Source organism: Gracilimonas tropica DSM 19535, from assembly GCF_000375425.1.
Classification (GTDB): domain Bacteria; phylum Bacteroidota; class Rhodothermia; order Balneolales; family Balneolaceae; genus Gracilimonas; species Gracilimonas tropica.
Genome location: NZ_AQXG01000001.1, coordinates 601,828 through 616,226, shown reverse-complemented (window position 1 = coordinate 616,226; position 14,399 = coordinate 601,828). Strand labels below are relative to the sequence as shown.

General features: G+C 41.9%; 15 protein-coding genes. 2 read left to right on the top strand and 13 right to left on the bottom strand.

The genetic code is table 11. The features are described from left to right. Nucleotides 1–82: 82 nt before the first annotated feature. From B151_RS0102780 to uvrC, 3 genes are all read right to left on the bottom strand, one after another. Nucleotides 83–628 (bottom strand): hypothetical protein, encoded by a 546-nt coding sequence (locus B151_RS0102780; RefSeq protein ID WP_020402073.1) that lies wholly within the window; start codon nucleotides 626–628, stop codon nucleotides 83–85. Beyond that, on the bottom strand, nucleotides 615–1,256 hold the full coding sequence (locus B151_RS0102775) for an RNA polymerase sigma factor (RefSeq protein WP_020402072.1): 642 nt from the start codon (nucleotides 1,254–1,256) through the stop codon (nucleotides 615–617). Before B151_RS0102775 ends, B151_RS0102780 begins: the two co-directional genes overlap by 14 nt. Nucleotides 1,257–1,471: 215 nt before the next feature. Further along, on the bottom strand, nucleotides 1,472–3,313 hold the full coding sequence (uvrC, locus tag B151_RS0102770) for an excinuclease ABC subunit UvrC (RefSeq protein WP_020402071.1): 1,842 nt from the start codon (nucleotides 3,311–3,313) through the stop codon (nucleotides 1,472–1,474). A gap of 241 nt (nucleotides 3,314–3,554) precedes the next feature. Between uvrC and B151_RS0102765 the strand changes: the two genes are divergently transcribed. Further along, complete coding sequence (locus B151_RS0102765; RefSeq protein WP_020402070.1) at nucleotides 3,555–4,247, top strand: RluA family pseudouridine synthase; 693 nt, start codon at nucleotides 3,555–3,557, stop codon at nucleotides 4,245–4,247. A 16-nt stretch (nucleotides 4,248–4,263) separates the two neighbouring features. Here B151_RS0102765 and B151_RS0102760 read toward each other — a convergent pair whose 3' ends face one another. From B151_RS0102760 to mtgA, 3 genes are all read right to left on the bottom strand, one after another. Further along, on the bottom strand, nucleotides 4,264–5,133 hold the full coding sequence (locus B151_RS0102760; protein ID WP_020402069.1) for a proline dehydrogenase family protein: 870 nt from the start codon (nucleotides 5,131–5,133) through the stop codon (nucleotides 4,264–4,266). Continuing rightward, nucleotides 5,111–6,328: a GNAT family N-acetyltransferase gene (locus tag B151_RS0102755; RefSeq protein ID WP_083909851.1), complete on the bottom strand. Its 1,218-nt coding sequence runs from the start codon at nucleotides 6,326–6,328 to the stop codon at nucleotides 5,111–5,113. The genes B151_RS0102760 and B151_RS0102755 overlap by 23 nt, the downstream gene beginning before the upstream one ends. A 183-nt stretch (nucleotides 6,329–6,511) precedes the next feature. Next, on the bottom strand, nucleotides 6,512–7,381 hold the full coding sequence (mtgA, locus tag B151_RS17760) for a monofunctional biosynthetic peptidoglycan transglycosylase (protein ID WP_020402067.1): 870 nt from the start codon (nucleotides 7,379–7,381) through the stop codon (nucleotides 6,512–6,514). A gap of 91 nt (nucleotides 7,382–7,472) precedes the next feature. Here mtgA and B151_RS0102745 point away from each other — a divergent pair, with 91 nt between their 5' ends. Beyond that, nucleotides 7,473–8,093, top strand: coding sequence for a sterol desaturase family protein (locus tag B151_RS0102745; protein WP_020402066.1), 621 nt, complete (start codon nucleotides 7,473–7,475; stop codon nucleotides 8,091–8,093). 3 nt (nucleotides 8,094–8,096) lie between these two features. Here B151_RS0102745 and B151_RS0102740 read toward each other — a convergent pair whose 3' ends face one another. From B151_RS0102740 to B151_RS0102710, 7 genes are all read right to left on the bottom strand, one after another. After that, entirely contained in the window at nucleotides 8,097–9,458 is a 1,362-nt protein-coding gene (locus B151_RS0102740; RefSeq protein WP_020402065.1) for a DNA recombination protein RmuC, read from the bottom strand. A gap of 176 nt (nucleotides 9,459–9,634) precedes the next feature. Beyond that, entirely contained in the window at nucleotides 9,635–10,441 is an 807-nt protein-coding gene (locus B151_RS0102735) for an alpha/beta hydrolase (RefSeq protein WP_020402064.1), read from the bottom strand. Nucleotides 10,442–10,516: 75 nt separating this feature from the next. Further along, the gene (locus B151_RS0102730) at nucleotides 10,517–10,990 is read right to left on the bottom strand and encodes an EVE domain-containing protein (protein WP_040516399.1); all 474 of its coding nucleotides are present in this window, start codon (nucleotides 10,988–10,990) and stop codon (nucleotides 10,517–10,519) included. 117 nt (nucleotides 10,991–11,107) lie between these two features. Next, on the bottom strand, nucleotides 11,108–12,115 hold the full coding sequence (gene rfbB, locus B151_RS0102725) for a dTDP-glucose 4,6-dehydratase (protein WP_020402062.1): 1,008 nt from the start codon (nucleotides 12,113–12,115) through the stop codon (nucleotides 11,108–11,110). A 1-nt stretch (nucleotide 12,116) separates the two neighbouring features. Further along, nucleotides 12,117–12,662, bottom strand: coding sequence for a dTDP-4-dehydrorhamnose 3,5-epimerase (rfbC, locus tag B151_RS0102720; RefSeq protein WP_020402061.1), 546 nt, complete (start codon nucleotides 12,660–12,662; stop codon nucleotides 12,117–12,119). Next, complete coding sequence (gene rfbD, locus B151_RS0102715; protein ID WP_020402060.1) at nucleotides 12,659–13,522, bottom strand: dTDP-4-dehydrorhamnose reductase; 864 nt, start codon at nucleotides 13,520–13,522, stop codon at nucleotides 12,659–12,661. The genes rfbC and rfbD overlap by 4 nt, the downstream gene beginning before the upstream one ends. 3 nt (nucleotides 13,523–13,525) lie before the next feature. Beyond that, nucleotides 13,526–14,227, bottom strand: coding sequence for a sugar phosphate nucleotidyltransferase (locus tag B151_RS0102710; RefSeq protein WP_020402059.1), 702 nt, complete (start codon nucleotides 14,225–14,227; stop codon nucleotides 13,526–13,528). Between the last annotated feature and the right edge of the window lie 172 nt (nucleotides 14,228–14,399).

The following is a 14,399-nucleotide window of genomic DNA, read 5'->3' as shown; positions in this document are numbered from 1 at the left end:
GTACTGCTATACAAAAATACTTATTCACATTAAAAGGTAAAGTTATCCACAATAAAACAGTATCCGCAATATTTATAAATAGTTACTTAGGTGATCCGGTCAACAATATGCCACCTGAAGACCCACTAATTGCGGGATCATTAACTAATTGAAGCTTCTCATAGCTTTGACTGAAATCTTGTTTGATATCTTCACCTTCAGCGGTTTGTGAACCAATTTGAAACCGAAGTACTTCGTTACGGTCAACCCAAGGTTCTATTTGCCCGGCTGACTGTACAGTAGGTTGCACTTTCTGTTGTGGGGAAAGAGAATAATAATAGAGAGCACCGGAAAGCCCTGTTAAAAGAACAATAGCAGCTGCCCCGAGTTTTAGATAAGAAGTAACATCAAATGAAGTTATTATTTTCTTAGACTGTAGCTTATTTAAATCATTCGCGATGTTTTGAGTTATATGTTTAGGAGGATTTTTTAAAGGAAGATTTGAGAGCTTTCGTTTGGTAGCTCTCAAACTCTCCACTTCAATCAGTAAATTTTCATCCTCACGCATACGTTTTTCGAATTCCATTTCTTCAGAAGGATCCATTTCCTTCATCAGATAACGGATAGCGTTGTTTTCATCCTTGTGCATGTTTTAGCTCTTCTTCTTTTTCTTCCTCAAAATACTTTCTCAGATTTATGAGTGCATAACGCATTCGACCTAATGCCGTGTTAATCGACACATCAGTAAGTTCTGCAATTTCTTTAAAGGGCATTTCATAATAATGCCTTAACAAAACAACCGTGCGCTGTTCTTCTGGAAGTTTAGCAATGTGATTCATCAAACTTGAGCGTGTTTCTGTTTCCACCAACTGTTCGTCTGCATCTACATTACTTTCATCTTCCATCCGATCAAAATAATCGGTTGAAGAATCCTCATCACTCCATCCACTAACGTCGATATAGCGCTTTTGTTTTCTTAGATAATCAATAGTAGCATTATGAGCGATACGCATCACCCAGGCAATCCATTTACCTTGTTCGTTATACGTATCATCCATTTTGGTAATTACTTTGGTGAACGTAGTCTGAAACAGATCGTTAGCTATTTCAGGGTTCATCACCATGCTGTAAATATAAGAATAGATCTTTTGTTGATGACGATTCATGAGTTCATTAAACGCGGATTCGTCATTATTTTTTCGAAATAATTTAACAAGCTCTCTGTCTTTTAAGTCTTTGTAACTTGGCTTTTCAACGTGTCTTTTGATCAATTTCATAATAGTCACCCTAAATTTGGGATTAAGCTCATAAAAGCTTGAATCGGACTAATCACTCTATGTTCCAAAACAACCAGATTTAAATGAGCGTTTCAAACCGTCAATGTTAAACGGTCTCCTATACAATAATATCGACCGCCATTTTTTAAAATCACATGTTAATGTGACTGGTGCTAACATCGAAATAAACAGGTCTAAATTTTGTTAATGACGATTTATTTATCAAAATAGTTGTACACTTTTTCACCAACCGATTTTCCAACGGCTTCCTGCAGTTCTTTCTTGTGTGCTTGTTTGATTTTTTTCACGGAGCCGAATTCCATAAGTAATTTTTGAGCTGTTTTTTCTCCTACTCCATCTATATCCAACAACTCTGTTTTAACCGTTCGTTTAGCTCTTTTTTGGCGATGAAAAGTGATAGCGAATCGATGTGCTTCATCCCTGGCTTGTTGCAATAATTTCAACGCAGAAGATTTCTTCGGAATCATGATCGGGTCTTTCATACCGGGCAAAAATACTTCCTCCAGTCTTTTCGCCAATCCTATGATCTCGCATTCTCCATAAAAGTCAATTTCCTTTAAGGCTTGAACCGCTGAACTGAGCTGACCTTTTCCTCCATCCACAATGATGAGATCGGGAATTTGAGACCCTTCTTTCATCACTCGGGAATAACGGCGCGTAAGGATTTCCTTCATAGAAGCAAAGTCGTCTGGTCCTTCTACGGTTTTTATGTTGAACCGCTTATACTCACTTTTACGAGGCTTGGCATCCACAAAACAAACCATGGAAGCTACCGGATCAGACCCTTGCAAGTTAGAGTTATCAAAACATTCTATTCTTCGGGGAAGTCGATTTAACTTCAGGTGCTCTTTCAATTCTTTCACAGCATGGGGAATTCGGTCGCGTTCGGCTTTAGCTTTTTCAAGTGCCCTTTCATTTAGGTGCAATTTCGCATTGGCTTGAGCCATTTTAATGAGCTGCTTTTTCTCACCGATCTTGGGCACTTTAACCGGCACGATCTTCCCGCGTTCCTGCTCCAAATATTGCTCCAAGGGTTCAGTCTCAGGTAGCTTATGACTCAAATATACTTCATCTGGAATGGCTGCCATATACTGACCGGTATAATAATCTTCCACGAAAGATTGCAGCATCTCTCCCATTCCCAGTCCGTTTATATTTTTCAGGAACCGGTGAAACTTCCCGATCATCTTCCCTTCCCGCACTTTGAATAACACGCCACAGGCTTCGCCGATCTCCTCGTCTTTACGTATGGCAAACACATCGCGATCCACTTTCTTCGAAACCACCATCTTCATCTTCTGGCTGTAATGCTCCACAGCTTCAAGGCTGTCGCGGATTTGTGCGGCTTCTTCAAAAGCCAATGCATCGGAGGCGATCTGCATTTCGTCTTTCAGTTCGCGAATCAGCTGATCGGTTTGCCCATTCAGCATCCGCTCTACTTTTTTGATGGTGGCTTGATACACTTCCTCATCCCAATCCCCAGAGCAATTTTCCAGGTAATCATCAAAGCAGGAATGCCAGTTTGGGACGCTCTTCGTCTTGTCGATATTCTTTTGAGAGACAGCACACGTGCAAAGCCCAAATGCTTTTCGGATGGTTTCCAGCATGCGCTTCATAGCGCCTACATTATCATAAGGACCAAAATATTTACTGCCATCTTTCACCACGGTTCGGGTTGGATATACGCGCGGTTTGGTTTCATCGGTGATGCAGATATACGGGTACGACTTATCATCCCGATACATAATATTATACCGTGGCTGATACTGCTTGATGAGATTATTCTCCAGAATGAGCGCTTCGGCTTCGGAGTCGGTTACAAAAACCTCAATATCGTCGATCTTAGAGACCATGGTTTTAATACGTCCATCTGCTGGGCGCGATTCCTGAAAATACGAGCGCACCCTGTTGCGGAGCTTTTTAGCCTTTCCTACATATAACACCGAATCGTTAGTGTCTTTGTAGATATATACGCCCGGAGATGTAGGCAAATTGGCGACTTTTTCGGAGAGATTGACTTGTCCTTCGTTACTCATGGCTCAAAGATAAAAGATTTTTGATGATGGATGTATGAGATGAATAGTTTTTCTTTGGCTACAATTATATGGAACGCGGATGACGCTGATTAAATGAGTTAGAAAAAAATCCGGGTTAACCCGAAAGATCAGCGGCATCCGCGTTCCGTTCGTTTGCATGCCATTCTGTTTATTGTTCTGTTTTGGCGGTTTCGTGGCAAATCTCCCCACACTTGGTTTTTATAATGCCTAATTTTGAGATATGGAAACAACACAGACTTCTCCCAACATCCCCATTATTTTTGAAGACAATCACCTGTTGGTGATCGATAAACCAGCCGGACTTCTCTCCCAGGAAGATCACACAGGAGATCCCGATGTGCTTAATTTGTGCAAGGCTTACATCAAGAAAAAATACAACAAACCGGGAAATGTGTATCTGGGACTGGTACATCGGCTTGATCGACCGGTGAGTGGAGTGATGGTGCTTGCGAAAACATCCAAAGCGGCTTCCCGTCTCTCCTACCAGATTCGTAAGCGAACCATCAACAAAACATATTGGGCCCTTGTACAAGGACAAGCTCCCGTTTTCGGAGAATTGGTTCATTTTTTGGAAAAAGACAACCAGTCCAACATTGTGAAAGCCTATAAATCCCCAAAAGGTAAAGCCAAGGAATCACGCTTGAAGTTTATCACCATAAAAACGAACACCAACTTTAGCGTGATTGAAGTTGATCTGATAACCGGTCGTCCGCACCAAATTCGGGTGCAGTTTGCAAAAGAAGGGCATCCGTTGTGGGGCGATCACAAGTATGGAAATCCACAGGAAGCCCAGGGAAAAGATATAGCATTGCGAGCGGTGAAGTTAGAGCTGGAGCATCCCACCACCAAAGAACTCATGATCTTCAAAGCACCAAAACCCACCGGCCAACCCTGGAATATGTTTGAATATTAGCGATCGGAACAAATGATTAGTGTGCCAGTCCGTTGCCGGCCCAGGGTTTTTTGAAATGAAAGGCAAAATCGGATACCATCCAGACTCCGAGAGCCGGACGAGTCATAGCAAACCGATAGTTGTATGGAATGGCAGGGTGCCCATACGATATATAAAGCCGATAAGGAACTGAATATTTTTTTGCCAACGATATACCATTCAAAGGGAGGCTAAAGAACTGTTCTAACTCAAAGTGATCTTGTTTACCCTTTAATAACTGAATTGTTTGCTCGGCTAATTTCTTATCATGAGTAGCAATGCCAATGTAAGGCACCTTGCCTGCTAATTTTTCTGCCAGCGCCAAATAGTTATCCCTGCTGTCGATCTTGTTGAAAGGATCTTCCCACTGCCCTTTCACCAGACGAACCGATAGTCCTAAATCTATTGCTTTGTCCGCATCATCGAGGCTCCTTTTCCAGCGCGAAGGCAGAGTACAACCAAGAAAATCATGGTAGTCGGAAGTATCTTCCAAAAACCTAAAATTTGTATCGCAGGAATCGGGAGCCAGCGAATCGATGTGAAGGCGTACCCTTGCAGCCTTAGCCATTTCTAAAAGTTCATAAAACAAGGCATAATCGTAGCCAAGAGCATCCAGCTTTATGGAAAGGTAGGCATTGCCGCTATTTTTTTTCACAGAGGTCAGTGCCGAAATAAAGCTCTCCATATTCTTGTTTTTGTCTTCCTCAGAAAGTTCTGTAAGCTCTCCATTTTGCCAAGCTGAAAGAATATAATTGTAGCCTCTCGAGTTTGCCCATGCACAGATCTTTAAAGCATCTTGTAGTTTATTGCCGGCTACATGCCTTGAGGCAATTCTTGATACCACTCTATGTCTCAACTTTTCTAACATGGTGCTTTTTAACCCCTTTCCATTTATACATGCCATGGTTTAACGTATCGTGATAATACACAGCCAACTTATCTTGCAGCTTTACAAGTTTTCCTTCTATTGATTTTGGATAGATGCTGTACGAAACCAATTCATGCACTCCCGTTGCCCATATATGTAGCCAGTCGTCATCATTTCCTAAAAATTCCACACCTTCCAGTCCACATTCAAAACAATGCCGAACCACATGATGCATTAACAAGATACCCGGAGAGTATGATGACCATTCCTCATCATACCCGATCTTCAAGAGCCACAAACGATTGTCGTATTCAACTCCAAAATGAACGGCAATGGCTTTTCCATCTATCCGCATGAAGTTTAACCTAAGCAGTCCTTTTTTAGCCATTTTCCGTCCATATTCACTAAAAAATATCTTCAGCGTGGGATGTGTAGCAATAGCTGTACCTATCCTTCCTTTCCAGTTAGCCGACTCAACTTTTAGTACTTCATCAAGATATCTGGCAAAATTTTTCTCTGTGGGTTTTACAAAATCGAATTGCACTTCGCCAGTTTTCTCTACCTTCTTCTGTAACCGCCTGAAACTGGATCTTCTTCTGGGTGATAATCTTTGCTCAAACGAATCCCAATTTTCTTGAATAGCTACATACGGAATTTGTGCATACTCTTTAGAATATTCTACAGACAATTGCACTTTTAATTTCTCCTCAAGCAGTATAGCTTCCGGAGCTTTGTTGTATAATCCCCGTATGTAGACTGGCATTTTTGTATCCAACAGGGCTTTAATGAGTAAATCGAGAGCACTTTTACTGTCATATAAAAACCCGGTGGGTTCTCTCAAGATCGAACTCCCTAGTATTTCCAGATGAGGAATTACTTTGCCTTTTAGCGCCATCGGTGCTACGGCAGATAAATTATTTCCCATAATAGTTAAGAACATCAATTGGCTATTCATCTCAAATGCCTTCGCCCCGGCTGTAAACCAACTGCTAAGCAATAATGGATTACCTACACTTTCTGCAAGTTCATCCCACTGATTTTGATATTTGACCAGACTTTCAAGACTCTTAAAATATTCGGTATAATAGCGCTTATTCGATTCCTGATTCAAAAAGCTTTTGTACACTGTGATTAAATCATTGCTCAACCCGTAACTTTCCCACTTTTCAAGTTTGTGCTTTGAAAATTCCATCATCCCTGTTTCCCTCGTTTATATTTTCAAGCTTAATGTAAACCCAAAACTGTTTTTGGTTCTTTAATGCCTTTAAGCATACTTAATCATTAAGGAACATTGCATAGAGAACTACCCTGCTTAACTGTGGGGGTTTTCCTGATACCTGCATATGAGAGGATAAAAGAATGTTTACAGATCAGAGTGCTAAAAAGGATGGATACTTTCTATCTTTTTAAGCGCAGTAGAATCAGCGATGTTTATAATAGGAATAGAATCGTTAAGAATTGGGATCATTAAAGAATCTGCAGAATAAAGAAGTGAATCCGGCTCATTTTCAGGCAAAGGTTTGGGTAAAAATGCCAAGCCACTTAATTGTTCCATGTTTTTTAGGATCCAATGGCTTCGTTCTTGTACATATTCTGAAGCCGGAACCGGTTCAATGATTTTTGGATTTGGCAGAACTGTAGCCATTCTTGCTGCTTCTTTTGGAGTAAGCCGGGAAGCTGATTTTCCGTAATAAAAATTCGAAGCAGCATTTACTCCAAACATACCCGGGCCAAATTCCGCTGTATTCAAATACACTTCCAAAATTCGTTGTTTGGTCCACATAACTTCAATCAATACCGCAATTCCTGCCTCTATTCCCTTCCGAAAATAACTGCGTGCAGGCGATAAAAATAAATTCTTTGCTACTTGCTGGGTAATCGTACTTGCGCCACGTATCCGGCCTTTTCGCTCTTTCTCCTCAAGTGCCTTGTCAATCGCAGAAAGATCAAGTCCCCAATGCTCATAAAATCGCTGGTCTTCAGACGCTACTACTGCCAGTTTCAAATGATCCGGGATCTCTTTGTAAGGAACCCAGGTTTGGCGCAAATTATACCGTTCCTTGCCTATTTCTTCCCAATCTTCCTGAAGCGTAAAAGCTGTAAAAGGTGGGTTTATCCATCTTAGCAATAGGACTATCATCAACAACCAAAATGACCAGCCAAGGAATACCCCGCCAATAATTTTCAAATATTTCTTACTTCCGGTTGACTTCGTTCTTCTTTTCTTCTTCAGCACATCTTCCATCATAAGTCATATAAGTTTGCTCTTTTATTAATTTTATGGAACCTTCGGATCACAGAGGGATTTTAAAATTCAACGGGAATTAACCACAATTAGCATGGACAGAGAGATCAAAAACAACGGTCAGGGTATCCTTTTTGAAAATTCATTTTTAGAACCTTTGACCAAATCGCCGCCCTATATATCCGCCATTACGTATTCATTACTTGGGCTAGTACTGCTGGCCATTGGAGTACAACGTTCCGGAGTTGACCAATTTTGGGTTGGAGCTGCCATCTTTGCCGGTGCTCTTTTCTTTTGGACCCTCTTTGAATACTTCGCTCACCGTTATTTGTTCCATATTGATGAGTATTTCCCGGAGTCAGCATTTGCCCAAAAGTTGGCTTACACCCTGCATGGAATTCATCATGAGTTTCCAAGAGATACCGAACGCATCATTATGCCTCCGGTTCCGGGACTTATGATCCTTGGCTTATTATTCCTGGTGTATTTCCTATTGATGGGAAATTACGTGTATTTATTTCTACCGGGTTTCATCACCGGGTATTTGTTATATACCCGCATTCACTACAAAACCCATGTAACCCCGGTGCCTTCGTATTTGAAATCAAACTACAAACATCACGCCTTGCATCATTATAAATATCCCGAAAAAGCATTTGGGATCTCTACCACACTTTGGGATCGGGTATTTGGCACGATGCCGCCGGAGGATTAGCAGCTATTCCTCAATCTGATCCAATTCATCCGTTTCCACCAATCCCTCGGGAAGCTGTTTGGAAGCTTTAGCTCCCAGTTTCCGAATCATTTCGGCCTGACGAACCAAGTTACCTGAACCGATTGAAAGTCGATTCATGGCTTCGTCGTAACTATCCTGCGTTTGGCGAATTCGCTGACCGATGTCATTCATGCTTTCCACAAAAAGCACAAACTTGTCGTATAACGCACCGCCGCGTTTGGCAATTTCCATGGCATTTTTATTCTGATATTCCTGCTTCCAAACACTGTCGATGGTCGCCAATGTAGCAAGCAAAGTTGAAGGACTCACAATTACGATATTTTGATCGAAAGCTTCGTAGTAGAGATTGGAATCGTACTGAAGCGCGGTTCCAAAAGCCGGTTCAATCGGGATGAAAAGCAGTACAAAATCCGGGCTTTTTTCTCCATGAATTTGCTGGTAATCTTTTGCACTAAGTCCTTTTACATGCGTCCGGATGGAATTAACGTGCTCCTTCAAAAACCGTTCCTGATCTACCTCATCATCCGCTGAACTAAATTTTTCGTAAGCCGTTAGTGACACTTTAGAATCAATGATCAGGAATTTTTCATCAGGCAGGTGTACCACAACATCGGGCTGAAGGCGTTTTCCTTCTTCCGTGGTTACCGAGTATTGGGTTTGATATTCTCGCCCTTTGGTAAGACCCGATTTTTCCAGAATCCGCTCAAGGATCACTTCGCCCCAATTCCCCTGAGATTTGGAATCTCCCTTCAATGCTTTGGTGAGGTTCTTGGCATCCTCGCTCATTTTCTGATTCAGCTCCATCAAATGCTTCAATTCTTGTTTGAGGGAACCGCGGGCTTCCACTTCATCTTTATGCGTCTCCTCCACCTTCTTCTTGAACGCCTCCAATTTCTCGCCCAGCGGATTCAGCAACTGATCCATTTGTTCTTTATTCTGCTTGGTGAATTTCTCGGATTTCTCTTCCAGTATTTTATTTGCCAGGTTCTCGAACTGCGTGGTGAGCTGCTCCTGCATTTCAGCAAGCTCTTTTTTCTGTTCGTTGAGCCGTTCCTGCAGGTTTCGGTATTCCGCATTTCGCTCGGCAAGCTGTTTGTCTAATTCGTTAGCTCGCTTTCGTTCCTCGCTAAGCTCGGCTTCTTTTTCTTGATGAAGATTACTTAGCTTGGTTTCATATTCCTGAACTTCCCTCTCCCATTTCTGCTCGGTTTCGGTAAGCTGCTCATCCAAATTGTGATTCCGCTCTTCCAAACGAGAGCTTTCAGACTTGGATTTAAAATGAGCGATCAAATACCCGGCTATGCCCCCGATGATGAGTCCGGCACTGACTAAAACAATATCCATAAAATACGATTCTTTGATTTGGCTTGAATTACGGCTCAAATATAAAAGTCACCGGTGACATTTATTGTCACTTTAGAAAAGAAATAGTTATAACCGCAGAGATCACGAAGAATGCGCCATTTACGTGAAGAATAAAATAACGTACTTTGCGAAAACTCTATGTCTTTTACAGTTAACTACCTCAGAATTTTCTGTAAACCCTTCTGAAGTTCAGGGTGCCGATAGATCCACCCGTGTCTCTGTCCTTCAATTACTTCGTAAGAATCTCCTGCTTTCAGGTATTCCGTTAATTTAAGAGAACGCTCCACCGGTAGTACTTCATCCGCACCGGCATAAAATATATGAACCGGTTCTTCGAGTTGTGGCAAGGCTTCATTGGTTCGGAGCGTATAATTCATGAGAGCATCGGGCAGAAAGGGAAACTGACTGTCCTTTACATCAACCAGGCTATAAAATGGAGTCCAAAGAATCAGCTTCTTGGGATCAAAATCTTTGGCCACCTGGGCGGCTATTCCTGACCCCAGCGAATACCCAACAATTACTATGTTCTTTTCCCCATATTCCTCGGCCATTTGCCGGAACACAAATTTAATATCCCCCACTAAATCTTCTTCATTTTCCAGCTCTCCCCGACTTTTACCATAGATACGATAATCCGGGTAGATCATATCATAGCCGTTGTTCAGAAACAGCGTATACTTATCGGAATTGGTTCGGTTTGAGCCTCGGTTTCCATGCAGGTACATCACCAGGCCTTTAACAGAATCGGATTCCGTAAAAGCATGAATGGCATGAATTCGAACTTCGGGAGCCGGTTCAAACCAACGTTCTTTGAAATCAAAAGAATACTCGTAGCGGGCGTCTTCTGACAAATACCGAGGATTGAAGATGATGGATTCTTGTATGGTGTAAAAGTAGATGCAAACACCCAGATATAAAACTACCAGCATTCCGCATATGGAATAGATTGATTTACGGATCATGGTGTTTGTTACCTGCATAAAAATAAAAAGGACACAAGCGGTTCAGCTTGCATCCATAAATCCACAAAAAAATGATTATTTAACTTCGGCTCCGGCCATTTCATGAATTTTTTTCCATTCACTTTCCCGAACCGGAGTGATGGAGTATCTCCCAAGGCGAAAGAGTTCCATATCGTCAAGAGCAGCTTCTTCTTTCATGGCATCTCTGGTGACAGGGTTGTCGAATTTCTGAACGAATTTCACATCCACTAACTGCCAGCGAGGGTCGCTTTCGGTACTTTTTTCATCAAAATACTTTGAATCCGGATTGAACTGAAGCGGATCAGGGTAAGCTTCGCTTGAAACTTCCATCGTCCCAACAATAACCGGTGTAGAGATATTGGAATGATAGAACAGCACGCCATCGCCGGGATTCATATCATCCCGCATAAAATTACGTGCCCCATAATTTCTGACGCCCGTCCAGGGAGTTTCCCCGTCTTTCTCCAGGTCGTCTATGCTGTAATCATCCGGTTCCGATTTCATTAACCAATATTGTCTATCGCTCATTGTATTCGCTTTAGATTTAAAAATTTACTGATGCGCGTTCCAACACAGAGCATGTGGAACGAGATTGTCTGAAATGATGAATGTTGAGTTAAAGAATCATTTAAAATTCAACATTCATTATTTTGAATGATACTTGTCCACGTACCACAAAATTGTTTGGCGCAGCATTCCGTCAAAATCCTGGGAGGCTTCCCATCCCAATTCATTTTTTATTTTTGAAGCATCAATGGCATAACGAAAATCGTGTCCCAGTCGGTCGGTCACAAAAGTAATGAGATTTTTGTAATCTCCATCCGGTCCCTCTCCTACTTCTTCATTCAGTATATCACAGATTTTGCGAACCAGATCGATATTTTTCCATTCGTTGTTTCCACCAATCACGTAGGTTTCGCCGGATTTTCCTTTTTGAAACGCAACTTCCAGCGCATCGCAATGATTATGGACGAACAGCCAATCCCGAACATTTTCGCCTTTCCCATACACCGGTATCTCATTGTGGTTAATGGCATTTCGAATCACTACCGGAATCAATTTTTCATCATGCTGATGGGGTCCGTAATTATTCGAACAATTCGTAGTCACGACATTCATTCCATAGGTTTGAAAGTAGGAACGCACGATAAAATCACTGCTGGCTTTTGAGGCAGAATATGGTGAATTCGGAGCGTAAGGAGTTTCTTCACTAAAAAAGCCCCCTTCTTCTTCAAGTTCGCCATATACCTCATCTGTTGAAACGTGCAGAAAGCGATTGTTTTTCCAGGCTTCTTCATCGTCTTTCCACAGCAGGCGACATTCTTCCAGAAGATTGAATGTTCCTACAATGTTGGACTGAATAAACGGCTCCGGTCCCTGAATAGAATTATCCACGTGCGATTCTGCCGCAAGGTGAATTACTCCTTCGGGTTTGAATGTTTGCACTACATCATGGACTTCATCACGGTTCACTAAATCCACTTTTTTGAAATAATAGCGGCCGGAATCTTTGAGAGATTTCAGGTATGATTGATCCGAAGCATACGTCAGCTTATCGATATTAAAAATTTCCCAATCGGGGTGTTTTTCGTGAAGTCTTAAGATGAGATTTGAGCCAATAAATCCGGCTCCGCCTGTTACAATAATTCGCATGTTAGAATAAATCTTCTTCGGTTATGGATGACAGTAATGGTAATTTTCGGTCTTTTTCAGATAGTATCGGACGTTCAACATCCCAGTTAATTCTGATGTCGGGATCGTCCCATCTCACCCCTCGTTCTCCATCGGGATTGTAATAATCGGAGCATTTGTAGGAAATGATGGCTTCATCCGAAAGCACCGAAAATCCGTGGGCAAATCCTTCGGGAATAAATAACATCCGCTTGGTGTCATCGGAAAGTTTAAAAGCCACATAATTTCCAAATGAGGGAGAATTTTTGCGAAGATCTACGGCTACATCAAGGATGGTGCCTTTTAAGCACTGTACCAATTTTGCTTGCGGATTTTGGATTTGGTAATGCAAGCCACGAATGGTGTTTTGGTAGGATTTTGAGACATTATCCTGCAAAAAATGCACATCCATTCCGGCTTCCTCAAAAACCGATTCTCGAAAAGCTTCATAAAAATAGCCGCGGTCGTCTTCAAAAACTCTGGGTTCTATAAGCTTAACCGCCGGTATTCGTGTGTCTGAAATATTCATTTTTGTATGTCAGCCAACATAGTTTTGAGTCCTTCTTTCCAGTTTATTAGCAAAACGCCGGGAATGTTAGCAATTTTCTGAGTACTTAACAGGGAAAAAGCCGGACGCTTTGCTTTCGTAGGAAATTCCGAACTATCCACGGCTTTTACCCCTACCTCAATTCCCTGCTGACTAAAGATTTCCTTTGCAAATTCGTACCAGGAGGTCTCTCCCGTTGAACTAAGATGAAATATTCCGGATTCCTTTTCCTGAATGAGCTTCCAGGTATTTTCAACCACGTTATGGGCAAAAGTTGGGCTTCCAAACTGATCGCTTACCACTTTAAGTACGTCTCTTTCTTCCCCAAGTTTAAGCATCGTTTTGACGAAGTTATTTCCAAACCGACCGCAAAGCCAGGAGACGCGGATTAACAAAAAATCACACCCCGAATTTTCCAGGTACAACTCTCCTTGCCGTTTGCTTTCGCCATACACATTAATGGGATTTGTGGGGTGATTTTCAGGGTATCCACCGGGAAATTGTTCTCGATCTTTCAAATCTCCCGGAAACACATAATCCGTAGAATAATGAATGAGTTTGATGTTCTTTTCGGCACAATAATCTGCAAGGTTTTTCACTCCATCTGCATTTACCGCAAAAGCTTTTTCACGTTCCTCTTCAGCCTGATCCACTTTGGTATAGGCTGCACAGTTTATGATGAGATCGGGCTTCAAATTTCCCAATACGCGGCGAGCATCCGGATGGTCAGTCAGATCAAAATCGGATGAAGGAAGAGCAATAAATTCAACGGCTTGCTTATTTAAAAAATAAACCCATTCACTGCCAAGCTGACCGTTTCCACCTGTAACCAAAATCCGCATACATCATCCCCGCACTAATTCGTTTGCCACCCGGTACGATTCAGGCGTTCCGGCATCGGTCCACCAGCCTTCCATCTCAGAGCTCACCATTTTTCCCTGTTGGATGTAGAAGTTATTGACGTCTGTGATTTCCAACTCGCCCCGGCCTGATGGTTTCAGCGTTTTGATGCATTCAAACACATCCGAATCATAAAAATAAATACCGGTTACCGCATAATTAGATTTGGGTTTCTCAGGCTTCTCTTCAATGGATAACACTTTTTCGCCATCCAATTCTGCAACACCATATCGTTTGGGATCCGGAACTTCTTTGATCAAAATCTGAGCGCCTGTTCCATCGTAATTATCCATGGCTTTTTTCAGTGACATCTGGAATATGTTATCCCCAAGAATTACCACCATTGGTTCATCTCCGGCGAAGTTTTCGGCAAGTCCAAGCGCCTGAGCAATTCCACCAGCTTCATCCTGAACTTTGTATGTGAACCGGCAGCCAAAATCTTTTCCCGAACCAAGCAGGTTTACCACTGCTCCCATATGTTCGGTACCTGTAACAATCAGAATTTCCTCGATGCCCACTTCCGTCAGCTTTTCAATGGGATGATAAATCATGGGTTTGTCGCCCACGGGAAGTAAGTGTTTGTTGGTAACTTTCGTAAGGGGGAACAATCTTGAACCGGTTCCGCCTGCTAAAATAATGCCTTTCATGTGCAGTTTTATTGTTTTGGTCTGAAACTGTCTATTTCACTTAAGATGTAAATGGAAAATCCAATGTTTACCTATAAAATCTGTTGAAAGCTACCTTTTATTTTTATGAATATGAAGTCAGATATCTTCTTGTAACCCGAGCAATTTTTCAGGTATGAATGAGTTTTTGATG